This window comes from Pseudomonas mediterranea CFBP 5447, from assembly GCF_000774145.1.
Lineage (GTDB): Bacteria > Pseudomonadota > Gammaproteobacteria > Pseudomonadales > Pseudomonadaceae > Aquipseudomonas > Aquipseudomonas mediterranea.
This window is the reverse complement of sequence record NZ_KN322987.1, coordinates 414577-438580: the sequence shown is the minus strand read 5'-3', so window position 1 is coordinate 438580 and position 24004 is coordinate 414577. Positions and strand designations below refer to the sequence as shown.

Annotated in this window: 26 protein-coding genes; 11 read left to right on the top strand and 15 right to left on the bottom strand. The window is 59.6% G+C overall.

What is annotated here, in order from left to right; translation table 11 throughout:
• Window positions 1-101 precede the first annotated feature (101 nt).
• Window positions 102-1727, top strand: coding sequence for a methyl-accepting chemotaxis protein (locus tag N005_RS22060; protein WP_047703120.1), 1626 nt, complete (start codon window positions 102-104; stop codon window positions 1725-1727).
• A gap of 152 nt (window positions 1728-1879) precedes the next feature.
• On the opposite strand, the gene N005_RS22055 is transcribed toward N005_RS22060, so the two are convergent.
• The 9 genes from N005_RS22055 to N005_RS29485 all read right to left on the bottom strand — a co-directional run bounded on the left by N005_RS22055 (window position 1880) and on the right by N005_RS29485 (window position 8567).
• A complete protein-coding gene (locus N005_RS22055; RefSeq protein ID WP_047703119.1) occupies window positions 1880-2380 on the bottom strand; it encodes a lipocalin-like domain-containing protein in 501 nt (166 codons plus the stop codon).
• Between the two features lie 15 nt (window positions 2381-2395).
• Window positions 2396-3733: an NTP/NDP exchange transporter gene (locus N005_RS22050; RefSeq protein ID WP_047703118.1), complete on the bottom strand. Its 1338-nt coding sequence runs from the start codon at window positions 3731-3733 to the stop codon at window positions 2396-2398.
• Window positions 3734-3802: 69 nt separating this feature from the next.
• Window positions 3803-4861 carry an oxidoreductase gene (locus tag N005_RS22045; protein ID WP_047703117.1) on the bottom strand — a complete coding sequence of 353 codons (1059 nt, stop codon included), beginning with the start codon at window positions 4859-4861 and terminating at the stop codon, window positions 3803-3805.
• A 44-nt stretch (window positions 4862-4905) separates the two neighbouring features.
• On the bottom strand, window positions 4906-5166 hold the full coding sequence (locus N005_RS22040) for a DUF2790 domain-containing protein (protein ID WP_047703116.1): 261 nt from the start codon (window positions 5164-5166) through the stop codon (window positions 4906-4908).
• Window positions 5167-5327: 161 nt separating this feature from the next.
• Entirely contained in the window at window positions 5328-6701 is a 1374-nt protein-coding gene (locus tag N005_RS22035; protein ID WP_047703115.1) for a heavy metal sensor histidine kinase, read from the bottom strand.
• Complete coding sequence (locus N005_RS22030; protein ID WP_047703114.1) at window positions 6701-7405, bottom strand: heavy metal response regulator transcription factor; 705 nt, start codon at window positions 7403-7405, stop codon at window positions 6701-6703. Before N005_RS22030 ends, N005_RS22035 begins: the two co-directional genes overlap by 1 nt.
• 336 nt (window positions 7406-7741) lie before the next feature.
• A complete protein-coding gene (locus N005_RS22025) occupies window positions 7742-8170 on the bottom strand; it encodes an HhH-GDP family DNA glycosylase (protein ID WP_047703113.1) in 429 nt (142 codons plus the stop codon).
• Complete coding sequence (locus tag N005_RS22020) at window positions 8167-8391, bottom strand: DUF2188 domain-containing protein (RefSeq protein ID WP_024777212.1); 225 nt, start codon at window positions 8389-8391, stop codon at window positions 8167-8169. The genes N005_RS22025 and N005_RS22020 overlap by 4 nt, the downstream gene beginning before the upstream one ends.
• Before the next feature lie 17 nt (window positions 8392-8408).
• Window positions 8409-8567, bottom strand: coding sequence for a hypothetical protein (locus tag N005_RS29485; protein WP_162843603.1), 159 nt, complete (start codon window positions 8565-8567; stop codon window positions 8409-8411).
• A gap of 277 nt (window positions 8568-8844) precedes the next feature.
• Between N005_RS29485 and N005_RS22015 the strand changes: the two genes are divergently transcribed.
• On the top strand, window positions 8845-10128 hold the full coding sequence (locus N005_RS22015) for an OprD family porin (protein ID WP_047703112.1): 1284 nt from the start codon (window positions 8845-8847) through the stop codon (window positions 10126-10128).
• Window positions 10129-10158: 30 nt separating this feature from the next.
• Here the strand turns inward: N005_RS22015 and N005_RS22010 are convergent, their stop codons facing one another.
• Entirely contained in the window at window positions 10159-11094 is a 936-nt protein-coding gene (locus tag N005_RS22010; RefSeq protein WP_047703111.1) for a LysR family transcriptional regulator, read from the bottom strand.
• Between the two features lie 166 nt (window positions 11095-11260).
• Between N005_RS22010 and N005_RS22005 the strand changes: the two genes are divergently transcribed.
• The 7 genes from N005_RS22005 to N005_RS21975 are packed head-to-tail and all read left to right on the top strand — an operon-like array spanning window position 11261 to window position 17531.
• Entirely contained in the window at window positions 11261-12601 is a 1341-nt protein-coding gene (locus N005_RS22005) for a cation:dicarboxylate symporter family transporter (protein ID WP_047703110.1), read from the top strand.
• 12 nt (window positions 12602-12613) lie between these two features.
• The gene (locus N005_RS22000) at window positions 12614-13174 is read left to right on the top strand and encodes a carboxymuconolactone decarboxylase family protein (protein ID WP_041022799.1); all 561 of its coding nucleotides are present in this window, start codon (window positions 12614-12616) and stop codon (window positions 13172-13174) included.
• A gap of 10 nt (window positions 13175-13184) precedes the next feature.
• Window positions 13185-14003, top strand: coding sequence for an SDR family NAD(P)-dependent oxidoreductase (locus N005_RS21995; RefSeq protein ID WP_047703109.1), 819 nt, complete (start codon window positions 13185-13187; stop codon window positions 14001-14003).
• 19 nt (window positions 14004-14022) lie between these two features.
• Window positions 14023-14850 carry an amidohydrolase family protein gene (locus N005_RS21990; RefSeq protein WP_047703108.1) on the top strand — a complete coding sequence of 276 codons (828 nt, stop codon included), beginning with the start codon at window positions 14023-14025 and terminating at the stop codon, window positions 14848-14850.
• Window positions 14851-14875: 25 nt separating this feature from the next.
• Window positions 14876-15811, top strand: coding sequence for an SMP-30/gluconolactonase/LRE family protein (locus tag N005_RS21985; protein WP_052126444.1), 936 nt, complete (start codon window positions 14876-14878; stop codon window positions 15809-15811).
• Between the two features lie 29 nt (window positions 15812-15840).
• Entirely contained in the window at window positions 15841-16650 is an 810-nt protein-coding gene (locus tag N005_RS21980; protein WP_047703107.1) for a substrate-binding domain-containing protein, read from the top strand.
• A complete protein-coding gene (locus N005_RS21975) occupies window positions 16650-17531 on the top strand; it encodes an alpha/beta fold hydrolase (RefSeq protein ID WP_047703106.1) in 882 nt (293 codons plus the stop codon). The genes N005_RS21980 and N005_RS21975 overlap by 1 nt, the downstream gene beginning before the upstream one ends.
• A 74-nt stretch (window positions 17532-17605) precedes the next feature.
• Here N005_RS21975 and N005_RS21970 read toward each other — a convergent pair whose 3' ends face one another.
• Window positions 17606-18484: an alpha/beta fold hydrolase gene (locus N005_RS21970; protein WP_047703105.1), complete on the bottom strand. Its 879-nt coding sequence runs from the start codon at window positions 18482-18484 to the stop codon at window positions 17606-17608.
• A 257-nt stretch (window positions 18485-18741) separates the two neighbouring features.
• Here N005_RS21970 and N005_RS21965 point away from each other — a divergent pair, with 257 nt between their 5' ends.
• Window positions 18742-20037, top strand: coding sequence for an MFS transporter (locus N005_RS21965; protein ID WP_047703104.1), 1296 nt, complete (start codon window positions 18742-18744; stop codon window positions 20035-20037).
• On the opposite strand, the gene N005_RS21960 is transcribed toward N005_RS21965, so the two are convergent.
• Window positions 20024-20209, bottom strand: coding sequence for a hypothetical protein (locus tag N005_RS21960; protein ID WP_047703103.1), 186 nt, complete (start codon window positions 20207-20209; stop codon window positions 20024-20026). The genes N005_RS21965 and N005_RS21960 overlap by 14 nt on opposite strands.
• A gap of 2 nt (window positions 20210-20211) precedes the next feature.
• On the bottom strand, window positions 20212-21258 hold the full coding sequence (locus tag N005_RS21955; protein WP_047703102.1) for a DNA-binding protein: 1047 nt from the start codon (window positions 21256-21258) through the stop codon (window positions 20212-20214).
• Between the two features lie 196 nt (window positions 21259-21454).
• On the opposite strand from N005_RS21955, the gene N005_RS21950 reads away from it, so the two are divergent.
• Window positions 21455-22420 (top strand): tyrosine-type recombinase/integrase, encoded by a 966-nt coding sequence (locus tag N005_RS21950; RefSeq protein ID WP_047703101.1) that lies wholly within the window; start codon window positions 21455-21457, stop codon window positions 22418-22420.
• A gap of 145 nt (window positions 22421-22565) precedes the next feature.
• Here N005_RS21950 and N005_RS21945 read toward each other — a convergent pair whose 3' ends face one another.
• Window positions 22566-22931 (bottom strand): YfeK family protein, encoded by a 366-nt coding sequence (locus N005_RS21945; RefSeq protein WP_047703100.1) that lies wholly within the window; start codon window positions 22929-22931, stop codon window positions 22566-22568.
• Window positions 22932-23057: 126 nt separating this feature from the next.
• Window positions 23058-23738, bottom strand: coding sequence for an HNH endonuclease (locus tag N005_RS27845; RefSeq protein WP_052126443.1), 681 nt, complete (start codon window positions 23736-23738; stop codon window positions 23058-23060).
• Window positions 23739-24004 lie beyond the last annotated feature (266 nt).

The following is a 24004-nucleotide window of genomic DNA, read 5'->3' as shown; positions in this document are numbered from 1 at the left end:
TCACACAGAACACGATATCATTATGCCTTCATTGGGCGTGCAACACCTGGCTCTGCCCTTTCGATCAGAAACCCGATCCAGGTGATTAGGAATAATGGAATATGCAAAGCTGGAAGATCAGGACCCATCTCCTATTGCTCACTAGCGCGTTACTGATTGGTTTGTTGTGCGTCGGCGGACTCGGACTCTTTGGAATGCAATCCGCTGTACTCAGCCTGGAGACCGTCTATCTCGACCGAGTCGTACCCCTGAGGGACTTGAAGAGAATTGCTGACCTGTACGCCGTGGACATCGTCGACGCCACCCACAAGACGCGCAACGGCACCTTTACCAAAGCCGAATCGCTGACCCGGATAGAACAAGCCCTGCGGGAAATCGATCGAACATGGCAAGCCTATAAATCGACGCAACTGATCCCGGCAGAAACCCATCTGATCGCGCAAATCGAGCCGCTGATGGAAACCTCCCGCGGGCCACTGCAAAACTTGCAGGGCATGTTGCGTCAGAACGACGATGCCGGTATCGCACGCTTTGCGACGGATCAGTTGTATCCACTGATTGACCCCTTGTCAGCCAAATTCTCCGAGCTGATCGAAGTGCAACTGGTCGAAGCCAAAAGCCAGTTCGATCAGCAGCAGATCGCCTACACCTTTTACCTCAAACTCAGCCTGTTGATTCTGGTCCTGGCGCTGGCCACCGGTGCGGCCTACGGGTTGTATTTTTCCAGGCTGTTGAGCCGCCAACTCGGTGCTGAGCCCACAGAACTCGCCGCTATCAGCTCGAATATCGCCCAAGGAAAACTGGCCGGTACACAGCTGGATCAGCGACAGCCGTCGACCGGGGTTCTGCACTCCGTTCAGGCCATGCGCCATAGTCTGCGCGAGATGATCGGCAAGATCGGCCACGCCTCCGAGCAAATCGAGGGCACTACCCTGCAATTATCGGCTTCTTCCGAGCAGGGAATGAACAGCGCCGCCCTGCAAAGCGAGACAGCCTCGTCCATGGCCGCCACGGTAGAACAACTTTCCGTGAGCATCACCCATATTGCCGACAACGCAAAACAGGCCCAGAACACCACGCAGAAAGCAGGACAAATCACCAATGACGGCATGGCGGTGATGCACGAGTCCATCCAGGAGATGGGACACATTGCCAATCTGGTTGCGCAAAGCTCATCCGATATCGATCAGTTGGCAATTCAGTCGAACGACATCAGCCTGATTGTCGGTGTGATCCGGGGCATCGCTGAACAGACCAATCTTCTTGCGTTGAATGCCGCCATCGAAGCGGCCCGAGCCGGCGAACAAGGCCGTGGTTTTGCGGTGGTAGCAGATGAAGTTCGCGGCCTGGCCGCCCGCACCGCTCAATCCACCACGGAAATCGTCACGTTGGTCAACACGATTCAGAATGGCATGAGCAAAGCCAAAGAGAGCATGGCCGCAGGCTCCGAGCGCGTGACCCATGGCCAGAAACTGGTCGAAAGTGCAGGCGAGTCCATGAGCAGGATCAAGAGCGCGCTGGACGAATCTCTTGCCGCCGTCAGTTTCATTTCGTTGTCGTTGCAGGAACAGCGCGCCGCCAGTGAGCAGGTCGCGTGCAACGTAGAAAAAATGGCACAAAGTGTCGAAGAGAACGCCGCCGCCCAGGGAGGGATCGTGCGAACGACCCAGGAACTCAAGGCGATGTCCAATGGATTGGAAGTGATTTTGCGGCGGTTCAGCGTCTAATCGCAGCGACTGAACTGGCGTGTCATTTATGTCGCCATCAAAAACGTATTGCGGGTCATAAGCTTGATTATTCCCGCCCTCGCCCTCTCCAGACTGGTCGTTCCAGGAACGGCCAGAACCGCATCGGCAAAATCCAGACCAGCGGGATGTGATTACCTGACACGCTCAAAGACGATGTGAACCTTCGTCCCATCGGGGCGCCGAAAATTTTCCACCATCCGATCGCCATCGACCTTCAGTTGCAAGTCATCCTGCGTACGCACAGCGCCCACCCAGTTTGGAAAAGTAGACCCTTCAACGGTGTTGCCCGTGAACTCGCCTTGCTGGTTAACGGTGTATCGTCCAAAGAAACCGATGCTACCCGCCATGGCTGCGCGGTTTTCCTCGTCGGTGCCTTCGCCACGCACGTTGGAGCGAAACGCCGGCACACGTGGATCAGTGAGCACTTCAATAAACGTCAACCCTGCTGTGAAAACCAGCCAGCCATGAGGATTGGGTCCATAAGCATCCGAGATACTGCCCTGGCGCTCAACCGTTGCGCTGATCACGCGCCAGGTGCCGACAAACGGATTTTCGGTGTTCGCGAAGGCCGTGGAGAAAACCGAAAAGGCAATCACCGCACCTACTGCCAGTACCTTGCTTTTTAGAGCCATCCGTATCACCTCCAATTAACCGTAAGGACGCGATGCCCTGGCCGAGATAATCGCCAGGCGTAACTCCCGCGAAGCGGCATTATCTGCCTGCCTGCCCAGTTGCCAGCCCAGATACCCCCACAGCAACGCGCAACACGCGCCTACCATTGCGGCCAGGCTGGCGCCCTGCCCCAGCATGTCGAGCAAGCTCTTGGCCCATCCACTCATGGCGTCGCCAGCGCGATAAACCACGGTGTCGATGACGTTCTTGGCCTTGTATTTACTCTCGGCGTCCAACGGCGCAAAGAGCATTTCCCTGCCTGGCCTGACGAACGCGTATTCGCCGATGCGCCGAATGATCATCAATGCCGCAAGCAAGGCAAATCCGGGCGCCAATGCAAGACCGACGAAGCCGATGCACATGAGCAACGGCACGCTGGCCAACAACGCACGGATCCCCAGCTTCGGTGCGATACGACCGGTAATGAACAACTGGGACAATAACGCGCCCGCCTGCACGATGATGTCGATGGTGCCAAAGATGCGAACTTGCGAAGCGCGGTCCGGGTAAAGCTCGGCCACCAGGCGTGCCTGCTCGAAATAAAGAAAGGTACTGACCGTCGCCAACAGCACCACGAACCCGGCTATCCCCAGCAGATAAGGCGACTGGAACACCGCCGTCAAACCACTGAACGGGTTGCCCTGCAAGGGCTGGCGGGGGCTTTGCGTCGGCGCGGCGTCAGGGCGGCCAGCGCCGCCCGTTTCGCGCCATCTCATCAATGCTCGCTTCAAGACCAGCGTCACACCGAGCAGCAAGGCCGCCAGTAGCATTACGCCTGACGCACCGATGGGCTCGATGAGCAGCGCACTCAGGGCTGGCCCCAGCAGGCCACCGATGCTGGCACCCGCTGCGATAAAGGCAAATAGACGCTTGGCCTGCTCGCTGTCGAACACATCCGCCATCAAGCTCCAGGCCACGGAGACGACGAACAGGTTATAGACCGAGATCCAGACGTAGAAGACCCTGGCCAGCCAGATGCTGTCCGGCTGGAACTGGAAAACCTCGACGAACATCAACAGGTTGAACCCGAAGAAGCCGTACACCCAGTCGATGAGGCGCAGGCGCGGTACCCTGGCACTGAGCCAGGCGAATAAAGGAACGGCCACCAGCATGGCGACGAAAGTTGCGGTGAACAACCATTGCAGGTTTTCCACGCCGGCCGCGATGCCCATCGACTCGCGAATCGGACGCAGCATGAAGTAACCGGTAAAAAGACACAGGAACAACAAGAACCCGCACAGCGCCGGAAGCAGCTCTCCGTCGCGGGCGTTAACGGCAAGGCTCAGCCGGCGTAGATAGGAAGGCATACACATGGGAACTCCAGGATAACGGCAACAGGCCAGAGGATGGGGCATCGGGCGAACCGGATGCCCTCAGTTGCATCAGCGGTAGGTGACGCCGGTCAGCTGTTCAGCGACGGACCAGAGTCGCTCGGCATCCGCCGCCCTGGTCGCCGCGGCTGGCGTCTTGGCGAAGCCCAGCGGACCGCGCTTTTCCTCGTCTCCGGTCGGGCCGTAATAGGCTCCGCCGTTGGCTTGCGGCGCGGTGGCGGCATATAACGTGGGCAACGCCCCTTGTGCTGCCGAGTGGTACTCGTTGCGGTCCTTTGCCCAGCGCTGGCCGAATTCACTGTGGAGACCCGGACCACGTGCAATCAGCTCGGTGACCGCGACACCCGGATGCGCGGCAACACTGCGAATGCCCCAATTTTCCGCATCACTGCGCCGTTGCAACGCAAAAGCCCAATGCAGGATGGCCAGTTTCGATTGCGCGTAGGCCGCATAAGGGTCGTACTTCTGCTCGGACTGGAGATCATCGAAATTCACCGCGCCGCGCGCCGCTGCAATGCTTGAAAGACTCACCACTCGGGCGTCCTCGCTTTGGCGCAAGAGCGGCACCAGCAGGCCGGTCAATGCGAAATGCCCCAGATAATTGGTTGCCAGCTGGAGTTCGTAACCGTCTGCCGAGATGCCCCGTTCTGGCGGTGCCATGATGGCGGCATTGTTGATCAGCACGTCGAGGCGCGGCAGCGTCTGGTTGAGGCGCTGGGCCAAGCCGCGTACGGATGAAAGATTGGCCAGGTCCACGGCCTCGAACTGCACCTTGGCGTCGGGCACCGCCTGTTGGATACGGGCGATGGCCTCGGCTCCGCGCTCTGGATTGCGCGCCGCGATAATCACTTCGGCGCCGGCACGCGCCAGCGCCAGCGCATCCTCATAACCCATGCCGCTGGTGCCGCCGGTAATCAGGACGATTCTGCCGTTCTGGGCCGGGATATCGTCGGTCGACCAGTCGGGTTTCGGGGCAACCCGGGCCGAAGCCTCGATGCTCACGGCGCTGAGCAACGCGACGCCGGCGGCCAATGCCCGGGCCAGTCTCAGCAGCGGACTCGTGCGGTTCTTGACGTCGAATGCGCAGAAGCTTGTTGTTGTATTCCACATGGTTGAGTGCTCTCTGTTTGAAGGTGAACCGGCACGGCCGGCGCTCACTGGATGGCGCACACATCAGCCAGTTGCAGAAAACTGACCTGGCGGAGTTCGCCTTGCGTATCCACGTAGGTCATCTTTGCCGGCACCACTTCGCACATGGACGAGTGCGGCGCCTCGATACGAATGGCCCGGGCGACGTCCAGCGGCATGCCGTACTCGTAAGCCGGTGGTTGCACTTGCTCTTTGGCAAACAGAGGTGAACCGCTCAAAGTGATGATTGCCAGCAGACTGGCGATCGATAAGTTCTGGATCTTCATGGTGGGACTCCACGACTGCCTTTACCGAGATGGTGGTAGCACTCTAGGAGGAGGACACTGACGTCAAGGTGACTGCCGACTGACAGGAACATGTCAAACGCCGGCGCAGGGGAAACACCGGCCTGCGCTGAATGCAACAGCGCAAGCCGATGGTGTGGCGGCTAGCGCGCCGCCTGGCTCGTCAGGGAAAAACCGAAGGTATTCAGGCCATCTTTGCTGTGGGCGAACACCCGGCCACCGTGCATGGAGGCCACCGCTCGTACGATGGAAAGCCCCAGGCCATGGTGCGCATCGCTTCGCGCACGGGCGGCGTCAGCTCGATAGAAGCGCTGGAACAAGCGCTCCAGGTGCACGTTGTCAATCGGCTCGCCAGCATTGGATACGCTCACATCGGCCTCCATTCCGTGGCTGACCAAGCTCACGGTTATCGTGCTGTTCGGCACCGCGTATCGTGCCGCGTTCTGTATCAGATTGGCCAGGGAACGGTGGAAAAGGCGTCGGTCGATGCACACGTGCATGTCGCCTTGGATCACTACGCTCAACTGCTTCTCGTGCAGGACCGGCTCCAGATATTCCACCGTCTTCGACGCCTCTTCGTTCAGCGAGACATCACTCAGCTCGGTTGCCCGCTGGCCGCTTTCGGCCCCCGCCAGGAACAGCATGTCGTTGACGATGGTGCCCATCCGTTCCAGCTCTTCGAGGTTGGACTGCAACAGATCCTGAAGCTCGTTCACGTCTCGCCCATGGGCCAACGCGACCTGGGTCTGGCCGATCAGGTTGGTCAGCGGCGTTCGCAGCTCATGGGCAACATTGGCATTGAACCCTTCGAGCTGGCACCAGGCCGCCTCCTGGCGAGCCAGGGCGCCATTGAACGACACCGCCAGTTCTTGCAATTCGCCGGGCAGCGCCTCGGTGTCCAGTCGCTGCTTGGAATCCCCCGGTGGCAGGCTGTTGGCCTGACGGCTCAGGCGCCTGACCGGCCCCAGGCCAAAACGCGCGATCCAGTAGCCCAGCAGTGCGACCAGCACGACGCCCAGCGCCGATGTCAGGACCAAGGTCCTGGTGAAATTATCGAGGGTCTTCATGAACGGCGTCGAATCGAGCCCGACGATAAAACGTAACTCCGGTCGGCTGCCCATCGCCGCGATGGTCTCGACCATCAGCATCATGGGCCGATCCCGATCAGGTACCTCGACGGTGGAAAAACCATCTGGGCGCTTGGACCAGTCCTGGCCGTCCGGCATCGCCCCGCCATAACTGTAGGCGGGGTTGTCAACCAGGACCCAATAACGCACCCGCTCGTCCGCGGGTGTCAGGCCGTTGAGCTTCTGGCGCAAGCCGACCCAGAATTCCGGCGAATCATATTTTGCGAGCACCGGATCGAGTACGGAATGGCGCAGGATCAGCTCGTTCTGCATCTGGTCTTCGAGCGATTGCTTCAAGGAACAGCGCAACAGCGTCGCGCTGACAGCGGTGATGAGCGTGACCGCGAGTGCAAACATCAAGGCGAGCCGCTTGGCTATCGATCCTTTCATCACAGCGCACCGACTTGCCTGTCGTTGACTTCGCGACTCTCCAACACGTAGCCCATGCCGCGGACGGTGTGCAGCAGCTTGCGCGGATACGGCGCGTCGACCTTGGCTCGCACGCGCTTGATCGCAACCTCGACCACGTTGGCGTCGCTGTCGAAATTCATGTCCCAGACCTGTTCGGCAATCATCAACTTGGAAAGAATTTCCCCCTGGTGCCGTGCCAGCAGGCTCAACAGGCAGAACTCCTTGGCTGTCAGGTCCAGTCGCAACCCGCCCCGAGTCACCTTGCGTGCTTGCAGGTCGACTTCCAGGTCGTCGATGCGCAGGTGCGTCGGATCGGCGGTGTCATCGGCGCGGCGTCGGATCAGGGCCTGGACACGCGCGACCAGTTCGGCAAAGGAAAAAGGTTTGGCCAGGTAGTCATCGGCGCCCTCTCGCAGCCCCCGGACTCGATCGTCCACCGTGCCCCTGGCCGACAACATGATCACCGGGGTTTTCTTGTGCAGACGCAGGCCCTGCAACACGCCGTAGCCATCCTTGCCTGGCAGCATGACGTCGAGGATCACCACGTCGTAATCCATTTCCAGCGCATAGTGCAGGCCATCGATGCCATTGGTCGCAACATCGACAATGTAGCCAAGCTCGGTCAGGCCCCGATGGACGTAGGAGAACGTCTTTTCTTCGTCCTCGACAATGAGCAGACGCATCAGGTAATTCCTCTGTGGGAACGGGGGTGACCTGCAGAGTCTAGACAGCAAAGGTGTCTGGAGGCTGACCGCCTCCTGACATTCTTGTCAGAAATGATTTCGACGGTCGGGGTCAACGAGCACATCCAGCGCTCACACTGCTTGATCATTGATGACCAGGAAGAAGCGCCTCATGGCGCTGTAAATCATCGTCCAAGCGCGCGTAGAATCCTCCCGCTGACCGGCTCAAAAGTAACCAAGCACCCAGACGCCCAGAACTACGGCCAAAATCCTTTAACAACATCCATATCAAAACGATCGACCGTGTAAGAGTTTCCATGCCAAAGCTGATTGTACCTATTTGTCTCTCAGCGCCACTTCGCGCTTGAATATCTCCAACGTCTTCGGCCCGATGCCGTTAAAGCTGAGCAACCATCGCTCAAACTCAGCCGCTTCCATTGAACCGCCCTGCAAAGCGTTCATCCGAGACTCCAGTCCGGTATCCAGGCCCACACCAAGCTCGTGAAGTCGCCGCGCCGTGGATTCATCGTATCGTGCGTAGCCCGCTTGGCCGAGGAGCCTGACAAGATCCCGATGTGGGCATCGGGCGAGCTTTGCAGGCGTATCCAGGCCATACCGATCAACCAGGTTCCGGTACGCCTCAACGGCGACAGAAGAACGTATCCTTTTACCGATCAGAAAACTGGCAAGCAGCCACCGATACACTCCGTGGCCGCCCGGGGCGTCGATCACGATACCCAGGTCGGCAGCGGAAATGGGGGTCACCCCTTGGTTCGCCTGGGGTCAGCGGAACGCGGATAGGTGCGTTCTTCCTCGATGGAACCGTCGGCTTTATGAATCTTCACCGAGGCGGTCTTGCCATCAAAGAAGTCTGCCAGAGAGTTCATCAGCTCCTGCTTTGTGGCAGCTTTTTTAGAGGCACGCTCTGCGCCGGCCTTCTTAAGTTCCCAGCCATCCGCAGACGGGCTCAGGTGATAGTTGTCCATTGCCTTGCTCCTCACATTTAAATGGATTCTGCTTCGTCCTGAATATCTTCCTCCGCCTCGGCTGCATCAGTGGCGTCGGCGTCGTTCAAGGGCGGTGAAGTGGGCTTTTCCGGATCGTTGATGTAAGGCACGCCGCTAGGGCCGTGCTCTTCGAGTCCTTCAGTTTTAGGCTGCATGCTGGTTCTCCTTCTTCTTTCTGATAGTGATTGGAGGACAGGCGTTGCGAGGCGTTCAATGCTATACGGGCTTGCGCTAGCGTTAGTCCGACGAATCGTACCCCCTCAGAATTAACAACGTTTAACTCACCAGCCAGAGCCCTGCGGCCAATAATCGGGCCCTCGTCACCGAACTGGCTCCAACATGCGCACCGCAACTCAAGCACTGAACACCCGCAGCCTTTGCAGCAATAAAACTCGCGCCCAACAATGGCCACGATCCAGGCTCTGGTTATCCATGTTGCTAATCGGCACCTGCGGCACCGCCCTGGCTGCCGAGCCGTCGACGCAAGGCTTTATGGGCGGCGCAACCCTGGATGTCCTGAGCCGCAATTTCTTCCTGCAGAACGACTACCGATCCCCCTCCCCGGCGAACAAAAACTATAAGCAGGAGTGGGCTCAAGGTTTCATCGGCTCATTTGCCTCCGGTTTTACCCCGGGCACCGTAGGATTCGGTGTCGATGCCCATGGTTTTCTCGGTGTGAAACTGGATGGCGGCAAGGGGCATTCCGGAACGGGATTGCTGCCGCTGGATTCGGATGGCCGCAGTGAGAACGACTTTTCCAGTGCCGGCGGTGCGTTGAAACTGCGCGCATCCCGAACCACCTTGGCCTACGGTGAGATGACCGTGGAAACCCCGGTATTCGACACTGCCGATAAACGCCTGCAACCGGAATACGCCACGGGGTTTCTGCTCGACAGCCGGGAATTCGACGACGTGCATTTGCAGGCCGGGCGTTTCATCGCGTTCAAGAATCAGGACGCCTCGACCCGCAAGGGCGACTTCAGCGGTTATGGGGTGAGCACCGAGACCGGCAGCATCAGTTTCCTCGGTGCCCAATTGTTCGAGGATCAGCCGTTGGGCGGTGCTCTCTACGCATCCGAGCTGAGCGACACCTGGCGCCAGTACTATGCCAACCTGCATCTGAAGCAATCCGGGTTCTTTCTGGACGGCAACGTTTACCACACCCAGGATTACGGCGACGCCGAGGCCGGCGCGATTGATAACACCGCCTATAGCCTGTCTGGCAAATATACCGTCGGCGCCCAGGGATTCACCCTGGCTTATCAGAAGATCCATGGCGACACGCCCTTCGACTTTGTGGGCGGCGACTCGATCTACCTCGCCAACTCCATCAAATACGCCGATTTCAACGGTGCCGGCGAACGCTCGTGGCAGGCGCGCTACGACCTCGACCTGGGTGCTTTCGGCGTCCCGGGATTGAAATTCATGACCCGCTACGTCACCGGCCGCGGCATCGACGGCACCCATGCTCCCCAAGGTGGGGCGTACAACCCATTTGATCCGGGCACCGGTCAGTTCGTCCCGCAACAAGGGGACGGCGGACGCCATTGGGAGCGGGATATCGATTTGCACTACACCGTGCAATCGGGGCCGGCCAAGGATTTGTCCATGCAGGTGTCCCATGTGACCCATCGGGGCAATAGCGCTCAGGGTGGGGATGACATCGACCGGGTTTACATCGTGATTGAGTACCCCCTCAAGCTGGGGCGTTTTTAACCGGTCAAACCATGGCTCGTTTGGAACTGCTCATGCTCCATCTCGGCCAAGCCAAAGTGTGGCCTCCTTCCACGCACCTACCGTCACGAGTTCTTCCAACGTCTCCAGCAGGATTTTTTCCCAACTCAAAGCCAGGCGACTGTTCCTACGGTCCTTGAGTGTGGTCAGCGAAACCGTGGAGCGAATGCCGGGACGTTCAATCGCATGGCCCACTAGGACGCCATTGGCGATGTCTTCCTGGACTGCCGCATGGGCAAGAATCGAATAGCCCATGCCTTCGGCCACCATGCGTTTGGTCAGGCTGACGCTGTCCACGTCGAAGACGACATTCAATTGAAGGCCGTTCTGCGCGGCGACCTGTTCGATCAGCCGTCGATTGCTGTGGGGCAACCCGGGGAGGATCAACGGGAAATCCGCCAAGCCCATGATGCGCACCGATTTCGGCGTTTCCCGAGGCGGCCCGACCAACACCATCCGTTCGCTGAAAATCGGCCTGACATCAAAGGCCTCGAGCAACGGCTGGTTGTACACCACGGCGACCTGGATCCGGCCATCCAGCAACCACTCCTGCAGCGATGTGCTCAGGCCTTCGAGCACATGCAATGACGCCTTTGGCCAGCGCTCGTGAAAACGACGGATCAACTGCGGTCCGACGATAGTACCGATCGCAGGCGGCAATCCAACGGCCAAGTGCCCGCGCTCCTCGAATGCGCTGTTGCGGACATGGTCGGCGGTTTCTTCCATGTAGCGCAGCATGACATCCGCCCGCTCAAGCAAGCGCGCCCCCGCAGCGGTCAGCTGCACTCCCCGGCCATGTCGAATGAACAGCGCCACTTGAAGCTGTTCTTCAAGCTTGGCGATCTGCCGACTCAGCGCCGGCTGAGCGATGAAGAGTTCTTTCGCCGCGCGACTGAAACCGCCGCACTGAGCGACTTTTACAAAGGAGCGGAGTTCTCGTATGTCCATCGTGCTCACCATGCCGTAATGGCATAGCTTTGTATCAAAATAAGGTTTTTGTGCCTAGGTTTAGTTTTTTCTATGCTCAATACAGATAGCTGAAGGCCCAGCTTGCCCCATCAAAGGGCGAGTAACCACAAGAATAATGATGCCCAGTATTGGGTCAGGAAATGCCATGAATCAGTTGAAGAAACTCCACGTGCAGGTGCTGATCGCACTGGTCGCTGCCGTCATTCTCGGCTTCGCCGCGCCACAATGGGCGGTAGCCATGAAGCCTCTGGGACAAGCGTTCATCGCCCTGCTGAAAATGATGTTGGCGCCGATCGTTTTCGTCACCCTCGTGCATGGGCTTACCCATGTCCAGGACATGCGCAAGCTCGGCAGGCTTGGCGTCAAATCGCTGATCTACTTTGAAGTGGTCAGCACGGTGGCGATGCTGATCGGTTTCATTCTGGTCAACGTGGTGGAGCCCGGCGTGGGTTTGCATGCCACCAGCCTCAACGAATCCAGCGAAGCGATCAAGGCCACCTCGGCCGCGGGCAGTGTCTCCATGATCAACTACCTGCTGGGGCTGATTCCGCATACGCTGGTCGATGCGTTCGCCAAAGGCGACATCATCCAGGTATTGATTATTTCGGTGCTGGCCGGTATCGCCATCAATCGGGTATGTGGCCCGGATTCGGTTGCCGTGAAAGCCCTCGGTGAAGCCCAGAGCATTCTGTTCAAGATGCTCAGTTTCATCATGAAGCTGGCGCCGCTGGGCGCGTTTGGTGCCATGGCAGCCGCCATCGGCAGTTATGGTGGCGATACCCTCCTCTACCTCCTGAAGTTGATCGCGGTTTACTACGCGGCGTCGCTGATCTTCGTGTTCGGCATTCTCGGTTCGATCAGTTGGTCCATCGGCTTGCCGTTTGGCAGTGTACTGCGCCTGATTCGCGATGAAATCCTGCTGGTTTTCGGCACCGCATCTGGCGAAGTAGCGTTTCCACGCCTGCTCGAAAAACTGCAGCGCAGCGGTTGCGATGAGGTGGTGGTCGGTTTTGTCCTACCCGCTGGCTATAGCTTCAACCTCGACGGCACGGCGATCTACATGGCGATTGCCATCGGGTTCATCGCCCAGGCCACCGACACGCCGTTCTCCCTGCTGCAGCAACTGGGTCTGCTGGCCATCCTGAGTATCACCTCCAAGGGGGGAACCACGGTGGCGGGCGGCGCCTTCATCAAACTCGCCGCGACGTTGCAGTCGGTACAAACCCTCCCCCTGAGTGGCCTCGGCCTGCTGTTTGGTATCGACCGCATCATGGCCACCGCCACGGCCCTGACCAATATCGTCGGCAACACCGTCGCGGTGTTTGCCATCGCACGCTGGGAAGGCGCGTTCAACCCTGAAGATTTCGAGCGCGAAACCGGCCGCAAGCCAAGCCGTAGCCTGCTGCGTCAGCCGGTGGAAAGCCCCTCGACCGAGCGGTCCATCGAGCCGGCGTCGACCCCCAACATTCAGTCACCGCGTCCCTGACAGGAAAGCTCCATGAATCGTTTGCCCCCTATCGACCCGAACCACCTCAGCGATGAGCAGCGCCCGGTTTACGAGCGCATCGCCAATGGCCCACGCAAAGGGGTGCGAGGCCCCCTGGCCATCTGGTTGCACAGGCCGGAGCTGGCGGAGTGCGCCCAGGCATTGGGCCGCTACTGCCGCTATGACACCTGCCTGGAGCCGCGCCTGTCTGAGCTTGCGATCCTGATGATGGGGCGCCACTGGCTCGCCGAGTACGAGTGGGCTGCCCACAAGCCCTTCGCGCTGGAAGCGGGCTTGGCGCCGCAGATCATCGACGCCATTCGGGATGACGTGGCGCCTGCGTTCGAAAACGCCGATGAAGCGCTGGTTTACCGCTTCATTCGCGAGCTGCACGCCCAGCGTGCGATCAGCGACGACCTGTATGCCGAGTTCACCGAGCTGTTGGGCACCGATGCGGCTGTCGACCTGGTCGGCATCGCGGGCTACTACAGCCTGATTTCCATGACCATCAAGGTGTTCGAAGTGCCACCGCCCGTGGGCGCCATTGCCGAACTACCAACAACATTGAATTGAGGATACTTGCATGACCGAAACTCTTCCAAAAAGCGATCGCCTCCAAGGCAAGGTCGCTATCGTCACCGGTGCCGGCTGTGTCGGCAGCGGCTGGGGCAACGGTCGCGCGGTCGCGGTGCTATTCGCCATGGCCGGTGCCAAAGTCTTCGCGGTCGATCGTGATCTGGAGGCCATGGAGGAAACGCTTGAGCGCATTCGTGAGGCCGGCGGTGAGGTCACACCTTATGCCTGCGATGTCACCAATACCCAGGCCGTGGCCGCAATGGTTGCCACCTGCAAGGAAACCTATGGCACGGTCGATATCCTGGTGAATAACGTCGGTGGTTCGGCGGCAGGCGGCGCTGTTGCCCTGGCTGAAGAAAAGTTCGATGCCCAGATAGCCCTGAACCTCAGCAGCGTCTACCTCACCTGTAAGCACGTACTGCCGCTGATGGAAGCCCAGGGCAGTGGCTCGATCATCAATACCGCATCGACGTCCGGCATTCGCTGGACGGGCTCGGCCCAGGTGGCCTACGCCGCCAGCAAAGCCGGCGTGATTCAGCTGTCGCGCGTCACCGCCGTGGAATACGCGCCCAAGGGCATCCGCGTGAACACCGTGGTGCCTGGACAATTGCATACGCCGATGGTCGAGGTGCGCCTGGCCGGGCAACGCACGGGCGGCGATGTGGGCAAATTGCTCGACACCCGCCTGAAACGCATTCCACTCGGGTTCATGGGCGACGGCCGCGACACCGCTTATGCCGCGCTGTATCTGGCCAGCGATGAATCGCGCTTTGTCACCGGCACTGAAATCATCGTCGATGGCGGCATGACCGCGCGTTGCGACTGAGCCACTTGCAGGAGCCAGTATGTCGACTTCATCCAACCCGATGGGTGTGTGGGATTGCCACACGCATATCTACGGCCCCTGGGCCCAATTTCCACTGCCGGCCAATGCTGCCTACGCACCGGAGCCCGCGCCCTTCGCCGAGTTACTGAACCTGCATCGCCGTCTGGGCATCAGCCACGGCGTGCTGGTGCAGGCCGCGCCCTATGGCACCGATCACGCCGCCATTCTACAGGCGATTGCCGACAGTGCCGGCCGCTACCGAGGTGTCGGGATCATTGACGACACCACCACCGACACCCAATTGCAGGCACTCCATGACGGCGGCCTGCGGGGTATTCGCTTCAACTTGATGGGCCACCTGCCAGGCGCACGCGACCCGGAAAAACTGCGCGCCCTGGCCGAACGCGTCAGGTCGTTCGGCTGGCATGTGCTGGTGCATGGGGAATTGCCCGTGTTGCTGCCGTTCCTGCAAGCCTGGCGGAATCTGGAGACGCCGCTGGTCATCGATCATATGGCCCGCCCGGACCTCACCGAGCCTGTTGATCCGGCGCTGATGCGCGAGCTGTGCATCGAACTGGACCACTCGAACCGCTGGATCAAACTGTCCGGCATCGATCGCGCCATGCAAGGCCGGCCCGGTCCGTGGCCGCAGGCGCTGGACCAGGTACGTACGCTGCTCGAATGCGCGCCGCAACGCGCGATCTGGGGCTCGGACTGGCCGCATCCGAATATCAAGGGGCCGGTCCCGGATGACGAGCAATTGCTCGATTTCATTCGCCAAGTCTGCGACAGCCCCGCCTTGCAGCAAGCGGTACTGATCGATAACCCGGCGCGCCTCTACAGCTGACGCCCACCCTTTCGGAGATCAAACGATGGACGAGATTTCATGGTCGTCCAGCCCGCGCGTGCCCGATCCCAGGGTACGTGAGCTGGACCCGCGCTTTGCCCACTACCGCCTGGCCCATGCCAAGGTCGAGCGTCTCGGTGGCGGCCTGCGCTGGGCGGAAGGCCCGGCATGGTTCGCCGACGGTCGATTCCTGTTGTTCACCGACTTGCCCAACGACCGCATCATGCGTTGGGACGAAGCCACGGGCGCTCTGGGCGTGTTTCGCCAGCCTTCGAATCAGGCCAACGGCATGACCCGCGACCGTCAAGGCCGCTTGCTGATCTGCGAGCACGGCGGGCGACGCGTCACTCGCACCGAGTACGACGGCAGCACCACGGTGCTGGCTGAAAGCTTTGCAGGCAAGCCGCTGAACTCGCCGAATGACATCGTGGTGAAGTCTGACGACAGCATCTGGTTCACCGACCCGCCTTTCGGCCTGATCAGTGACTACATGGGGCGCCAGGGTACGCCGGAACTGCCGGCCAACCTCTATCGCCTCGATGCCGAGGGCACCCTGCACTGTGTCGCCGAAGACCTCGAAGGGCCGAACGGCCTTGCCTTCTCCCCCGATGAAAGGACGCTCTACCTGGTTGAGTCCAGGGCTCGCCCCCGACGAATCGTGGCCTACAGCGTTGATGACCAAGGCCGGATCGGCCAACGCCGTGTGCTGATCGATGCCGGCAGCGGCTTGCCCGATGGCCTGCGTGTCGATGTAGACGGAAACCTCTGGTGCGGCTGGGGAGCGCCTGAGCCGGGTCTGGATGGGGTGCGCATCTTCGCGCCCGATGGCACGGCGATCGGGCATATCGACCTGCCGGAACGCTGCGCCAACCTGTGTTTCGGCGGCCCGCGCGGCAATCGCCTGCTGATGGCTTCAACCACGTCGTTGTATTCGTTGTTCGTCAACACCCGTGGTGCCTGAAACGGGCGCCCATTAGAGAAGGTAGCATCATGAAAAAAACAAAATCTGCGCCGATATTGGTGACCACCGGGTTGGTCAGCTTGCTCGGTTTCTCTCAGTTGGGCGAAGCGGCCGAATTGAAGGTCATTGCCAGCGGCGCACTCAGGGGCGCCATGGAACACCTTCAGCCGGCCTACGAAAAAGCCAGCGGCAACACCCTGAAGTTCAGTTGGGGGCCTTCCATGGGAGCCTCGCCTGAATCCATTCCAGAACGCATCAAACACAAAGAGCCCATGGACCTGGCGATCATGGCCGACGAAACCTTGGCACTGCTCTCCCCCACCGGCGCCTTTGACATGGCCACCCGCAGCGAGATTGCCGACTCGCGCATCGGTGTCGGCGTCCCCCATGGCAAACCCACGCCAGATGTCTCAAGCGTCGCAGCGCTGAAATCCGCCTTGCTGAAGGCCGACAGGATCGCTTATTCCCAGGGCGCCAGCGGCGTCTTTATCCGCACCGAGCTCTTCCAGCGATTGGGTATCAACGATCAGGTCAAAGGCAAGACCGTCGAAATTGCCGGCAAAGAGCTGGTTGGCACAGCCCTGGCCAGGGGCGACGCGGATATCGGCATGCAACAGATCAGCGAGCTGAAGGTGACCCCCGGCGTCGACTACCTGGGACCGCTGCCCGAAGAAGTGCAGAAGGTCAGCCGGTTCTGCGCGGCAGCTGCCAACCATACCCCCAACGCGATCCCAGCCCGTGAATTCATTGCCTACCTCAACAGCCCGGCCGCACGCCGTTTGCTTGAAGAGAGCGGCCTTGAGCCGGTGCAAAACTTGACTGCCCAGGAGTCCAAATAATGAGAATTTTTTCGCGTCTTCTAATCGGTGCCACCTTCAGCCTGGCCTCCGCTATCGCCATGGCCGCCGGTGCGCCACTCAAGCAAGAGCTGGTCCGTTATGACAATGTACAAATCGAGGTCAACAGCCAAGGTACCGGCCCCGTCATCGTGATGCTGCCCTCATTGGGCCGCTCGGGCCGCGACTATGACCAGGTTGCCGATTACCTTCAAGCGGATGGGTTCAGGGTTGTCCGGCCGGAACCACGCGGTATAGGGCAAAGCAAGGGGCCGATGGAAAACCTGAGCGTGCACGACTTCGCTCGCGATGTGGCGGCGGTGGTCGAACATGAGAACAAAGGCCCCATCGTGGTGGTCGGTCATGCCTGGGGCAACTTCGCCGCGCGCATGCTCGCCGCGGACCGTCCGGACCTCGTGCGCGGCGTGGTCATGGCCGCGGCTTCCGCAGGCAAGGTACCGCCAGGCTCGACTGAAAAGCCCATCAACGCCGAGATGCGCCAGGCCATCGATGGCGCGGGCGACCTGTCACTGCCCGAAGAACAACGTCTGATCTACTTGCGCAAGGCCTTCTTTGCTCCGGGCAACGACCCGAGGGTGTGGTTGGACGGCTGGCACCAGGCAACCCATGACGCCGAGGGCCATGCACGCAACACCACCCCGGTGGACGACTATTTCGCCGCCGGCACAGCACCGATTCTCGACCTGCAAGGTGAGGCCGACACGGTCGCCCCACGGCGTTTCTCCGGTGTGCTCAAAAGCATGCTCGGCGACCGGGTCCAGGTGGTGGTATTGAAAAATGCCGGCCACGCCATGGCGCCTGAGCAACCCAAGGCGATGGCGGATGCGATCGCCGCGTTTGCCAAGGCGCAGTATGCGAAATAGCGGTAACCGGTAAGTGCTGCCAGTGTGGGAGGCAAGCTTCCTCCCACACTGCGCATTCGCTAAAAATCAACTTATCACTTGGCCGCATACACGCGCTGGGCGAACTCGGCGATGGCCTCTGCCATTTCACGGGGCTGCTCGGGCGCCATGGCGTGGCCGGCGTTGGCGATGGTCTTGTGTTCGACCCGGTCGCCGAGCATCGATTTGAGAATGTTCGGGATCACCACCGCGTCATGCTGCCCCTGCAGGTCAAGAATCGGCACGCTGTTCCCGGCTGACCAATACAGCTCCACGGGCGTGGTATCGCGCGCATGATCCTGGGCCTGGTGGGTTTTGTCGTACCATCCGCTCAGCCAGGCACGCGGGTCATTGCCAGGTGCGAAGAACGCCTCCTTGAGATAGTCGACACGCTTGGCCTCTGGCAACGAATAATTCCCCGCACCTTTGATCGCCTCAACCATGCGGCCGTAGGGTTTCTCCGATGAGCCCTCAGGTAATTTGCCGATCGATGCGGCTGCCAGCACGACACCCTTGACCAGGTCCGGACGGTCCACCGCCAACACGCGCGCGGGCTGGCTGCCCCAGGCGTGCCCAACCACCACCGAGGGCCCGATCTTGGCCTTGTCCATCACCAGCGCCACGTCGGCGGCGAAATCATGCAGCGTGGGTGTATCCATCGGTGCCTTGCTGCCCTTGACTCCACGCGGTTCAGGGCGAATCACCCGAAAGCCGTCGGCAGCCAGGTAGCGTGCCACTTCGTCATAGTCATTCGCACCGCGGCCTTTTGACGGCAGGATCACGATGACAGGGCCCTTGCCCTGATCCAGCGCTTCGATATGCACGTTGCCTTTTTCAGCCACCAGGGTGTGTACCGAATCATCGGCATTTCCCGGCAGGCTATAGGCAACGAGTCCCGCGACGACTAGAGATTTCATGACCTGAGTGTAGTGCATTGCATACGCCTTTTATTGTTGTCTGGCATGCCAAACGGAGGGGTTGAAGCCTCAGGTTTATGCACTTGAAAAAAAATAACCAATACTGATATCTCATGGGGTTCGATGCTGGCCGGGCATAGCCGCAGCCCAGTGTCGCGCCCGCTGAAAGTCCTATGCCGTGCGGTTATGGACATCTATGGTTTAAAGGTCTTGGCGCCTACAAGAAGGCCGGCCATATGCTTCCAGGCTCCCGATTACAACAATAACGGAGCCCCATGAATACGCTCACAGCCCCTCAAGTAACCGACCAGGAAACATTGGCATCCAGTGCCTGTCGCAAAGCCGCGATCAGGTTGATCCCGCTGCTCGCCATCGCGTACTTCTTCAATTATCTCGACAGAACCAACGTCGGCTTTGCGTCGTTGACCATGAACGACGACCTGGGCCTCACCGCCTCCCAGTTCGGCTTTGCGGCCGGCATTTTTTATGTCGGTTATTGCTTGTTCGAAGTGCCCAGCAATCTGGCGCTCTACCGCTTCGGTGCGCGTCGGTGGCTCGCAAGAATCATGATTACCTGGGGACTCTTTTCCGCCTCCACCGCGTTGGCTCAAGGACCCGTCAGTTACTCGCTCATTCGCCTGCTGGCCGGCATCGCCGAGGCTGGTTTTTTCCCCGGGGTGATCTTCTTCCTGTCGTTGTGGTTTCCCATTCAGTACCGCACGCGGGTCATGGCCTGGTTTCTGTTCGCGATTCCGCTGTCATCGGTACTCGGTGGCCCCCTCTCTGCCGCCATGCTCGCGATGGATGGCCTCTGGGGCTATCGCGGCTGGCAGTGGCTGTTGGTGCTTCAAGGCCTGCCGGCCTGCGTATTGGGCGTGATGTGCCTGAAGCTGCTCGCCGACAAGCCCGCCGACGCGAAATGGCTGACCATGGACGAGCGCCAGGCATTGCAATCGGCGCTGGACGCCGAGCACGAATCGAAGGGCGCCCACAGTTTTCGCGAGTCGATCAAGGACACCCGGGTGTGGCTGCTGGCAGCCATTCTGTTCAGCTATATCATCGGCATTCTCGGCATCGGCGTGTGGCTGCCGCAGATTCTCAAAACCCATGCGCTGACCACCACTCAGATCGGCTGGGTATCGGCGATACCCTATCTGATTGCCAGTGTCGCCATGTTGCTTTGGGCGAAGGTGCTCGCTCGCAAGCGACGTTATGTCCTGCACCTGGCGATCACCTGCGCCACCGGCGCAGCAGGCTTTATCTTCTCGGTGGTCTACAGCGATCTGATTCCGGCGCTGATTGGCCTCACGGTTGCCTTGATCGGCTTGAGTTCGGTACGTACCTGTTTCTATAGCATCCCGGCGACGTTTCTCAGCAAACAGGCCGCAGCCGGCGGTATCGCGTTCATCAATGCCGTGGGGAGCCTTGGCGGGTTGGTGGGACCGTACGCAGTGGGCTGGCTCAAGGATGTCACTCAGTCATTCAATGCAGGACTGATTGCGATGGCCGCGATGCTGTGTATCGCGACGGCATTGACCTTGATTCTGCGGTATATGGTCAAGGAAGCCTGATGCAACCCCGGCGGAAGCGGTCAGCCGCCGGGGCTTTCACCTTCATGATCGGGCTCAAGGGGCCAGATGACCCGGCCCTTTCCACGAGCATCTGGGCAAGCCGCTGATGAGCGAATTTCCACGCTGACGAGTCTTCATCATGGCCCTGCGGATTTCCTGCGATCTGATTCATACTTATCTCCTGGGTCGTTTCGAAGGCTTGGTGTGCTTCTCTGCCCCCGAGGAGGCATCGCTACCCTCCTCCGGGCTTGTCTCAGCCTGCCGAAGTTGCTCATTCTCTTTCTGAAGCGATGCGATCAGCGCTGCGGTTTCCTGCTCACGCAGTTCAGCTACAGCAGTGACCTTGTGAAGCGCCTTTACTTCATCACGCAAAGCCGAGACCTGCTCCATGAGGTGTTCAGTCACCCCAGCGGTCTTGGCCTCACCCTGGCGCAGCGCCGCAATTTGAGTATTGAGCGACTGAACCAGGGCTTCCTGGGTATGCAGGGCCTTGGTTTGCTGCCTGGCTTCAGCGAGCAGGCGTTCATTGTCGCGATTCAATCGGGTCAGGTCGTCCTGGTTTACGGCGATGGTCTCTCGCAGCTTGCGCTGTTCAACCTGCATCTCATGCAGTTGAGCCTCGTGCTTGCGTTGATCCTGATTGCGCTGCTCCTTCACCGCCTCTCGATAGTGCTCAAGCGCCCCGCGAGCCTGGACGTGCTTTTCCTCCAGCGATTGGAGGTGCTTGTCCTTTTCCGCAACCAGGAATTCCAGGTCGGTGCAGCGCTGGCTAAGGCGTGCATTACGCGTCAACTCCGCCTGGAGCGAGGACTGGCTGGTTGCGAGTTCCGCGTTCTGCGTCTCTATCGCAGCCTGTTGGGTCGCCAATTGACGTTGAGCGGTAGCCAGCTCTGATCTGACCTCGATGATCTGCTTTTCCAGCGCGGCCCGCTGCTGTTCAAAAGCCACAGTGGCCTGGGAAATGACTTCCTGGCCCTCCTCCATCAGTTGATCCAGCAGCGTCTGCACCATGCCGTTGAGCGCTTCACTCATGCGTTCACGTGAGGTCACTGGCTCTGAATTGGACGGTTCAAGCTCTTTCAGGTAGCGAGAAATCGTGGTCTTGGAGCCCGTATTTCCGAGCTCCACGCGCACGGCGTCGATGCTGGGGTTTGCGCCCCTGGCGAGCAGCGCCTGACGTGCTTTCTGCACTACAGCCTTGTTGATCCCGCCTCGAGCCATACAACCCCCTACGATTTCGTACCGTGTTACATGTTATGTAAATACATATCGAATTAGGCGAACCTTACACCCTTTCAGGCCGGCTTTCTACAAGTCCATAATAGTGCTTTATGGCTTCTTGACTCATCGCTGCGCCCGGAACACCTCCCAGCGGCGTACGCAGGCAGCAATGCTCCGATTTTGAAGGCGGCAAACAATGGAAAAGGCAGATCGATACCTCCGCGCCGGCACCCGGGAGAACACACGGAAAAGCTATCGGGCGGCGATCGAACACTTCGAAGTCACCTGGGGTGGGTATCTGCCCACGACCGGCACAGGTGTGGTTCGGTACCTGGCGGAGTACGCCGACAAGCTCTCGATCAACACCCTCAAGCAGCGCCTGGCGGCCCTCGCCCAGTGGCACCTCACCCAGGGTTTCCCTGACCCGACCAAAACGCCTGACGTCCGCCAGATGATCAAAGGCATCAGGGCCGTGCACCCTGCACAGGTCAGACAGGCCGCCCCGCTGCTGCTGAAGCATCTGGAGCAGGCGGTCACCTGGCTGGAAAGGCAAGCAACCGCCGCGCTTGAACGCGGAGACTACAAGTCGCTGGTGCGTCACCGTCGCTCGGTGGCGATTATCTTGATCGGGTTCTGGCGTGGTTTTCGGGGCGATGAGTTGACCAGGCTGACGGTGGAGAACACGAAAGCCATCAGCGGTGAAGGGATTACCTTTTTCCTGCCCTACACCAAGGGCGACCGTCAGTATGAAGGAGCGACCTTCCAGACGCCGGCGCTCGCCATGCTCTGTCCCGTGGAGGCCTACATCGACTGGATAACAGTGGCAGGGATTGCAAAGGGCCCGGTGTTCCAGCGAATTGATCGCTGGGGCAACCTGTCAGGCAAAGTCATGCAGCCGCATAGCTTGATTCCCGTATTGCGCCGCATCTTCAAAGAGGCAGGCTTGCCTGCGGAGCGGTACAGCAGTCACTCGATGCGGCGCGGCTTTGCGACCTGGGCGTCTGCGAATGGTTGGGACATCAAGGGATTGATGGGATATGTCGGCTGGAAGGATATGAAGTCGGCGTTGCGCTATGTGGATGCCAGCGTGTCCTTTGGCGGAATGGCTTTGCGCGCTGCCCAGCAAACGCCCGTGCTGGAGAACAAAGGGGGCGGCCGGTGATCCCCAAACACAGACCTACCCGGCACGCTTCAAACACTCTCTTAGACAACGAAAAACGTATCGAAGAGTCCCCGGCCCAAGACGCTATTGTTGTTGAATAAAAGCAAGCAAGAACCAGAACCGCACTATTCGTCTTGAGACAAAATCAATGAAGCTGCCGTTGTTTCTGTAGCTCCCGCTTGAGCCAGGCACCTGCCGGTTGTGTGCCTTCTGGACATCGCACCTCATAGTCGCGACCACTCATGCTGCTTTTCGTGGCAGCAAGATCGATGAAGTCTTCTGCGCTGTTCACCTTGTTCTTGTCCTCCAGGTAATCCAGCTTTTTCTCCAGGTGCGCACGAGCCTCGGGCCCTGCGAACGTCTCTCCGTTACGCACAAACTGGCATTCACTGTGCTCGACAAAGTCCAACAGGCCCCTTATCTCTTGAGTGGCTTGAGGTGTGGCTTGAGCCTGGGCGTTGGTTACCATTGCGATAAGGCAAATACCCGTTGCCATCATCCACATCCGCATGATTCTTCCTCGTATTGGCACTGTTGCGATTCGCTCTTCGACAGCAGGGGGCAAGTAGCCCGGTTTTGGTTGAAATGGAGCCGGCGCCAGGGGTGCAGGCGGGATGGCTCCCGTGAGCATAACCGATTATTTAGCTGCCTCGCCTTGAACGTATTGGCGCAAAGCATCCGTTCGATGCAGTGACTCCGATGTGTGAGCGAGCCTGTGGCAATTCGCGCATAGCAACGCCAGATCCTGCGGGTTGGTTTTCCCTTTATGGTCTCCATGAGACAGCGGGATCTGGTGATGGCACTCAATGACCCGAAAGCCCGCCGCTCCGTAGCGCCCGTAGAAATCGACGCCACACGCCTCACACTCAAGTTTTTTCGTTTGAAAAAAGCGCTCGTTCTTCAGCCGCCGAGAAACACCTTTGGCTCGCTCGCGCCGACGATGCTGGATCATTTGCAAAGACCCTTCCGCATACTCCGAGACAACCAGGCTTTCCATTGCTTTCAGGAATTTGGAATGAAGCGCAGACACGGCCTTCGATTGGACGGTTAAATGCGGTAAATCGGCCTGGTTGTAAAAATCGAAGTTCTGCAGGACATGCACGAAGACCTTGGAGGAGTCTTCATCCAATGGGGCCTGTCTCCAATCATCAGAGCAGACTTTCTCTGCCGGCCCATGGCTGACACAGCGACTTGAATAGGGGCAGGTGGACAAACACTCCAGATCACTCGGCGTGTGCCATCCCTCCTGTCCGGGCATCAGAGAATCCAGAATGCGCTGATCCTCTTCAGTAAAGCTCACAGCCTCTTGCACCAGCATTCAAATACTCCTTTCAAGAAAACAGGCGATAAGAAGCTTTCGGCTGGCCCGACCATTATGTGAGCAATCGTAAGGGTCACTTTTTCTGATGGCGGATGGAACACCGGAGGGCATGGCGTTGGTGGCGGGCGGTTCTGACATCGGCTGCTTGGCAACAGCGCTCGGTCGAAGAACGTTCGCACCGAGAGGTGCTGGTCCCATCGCCATATTCGGTGCAGTGAACCTTATCCTTTCCCACCCGATGCGGCGGCCGCTCTAGGCTGCGG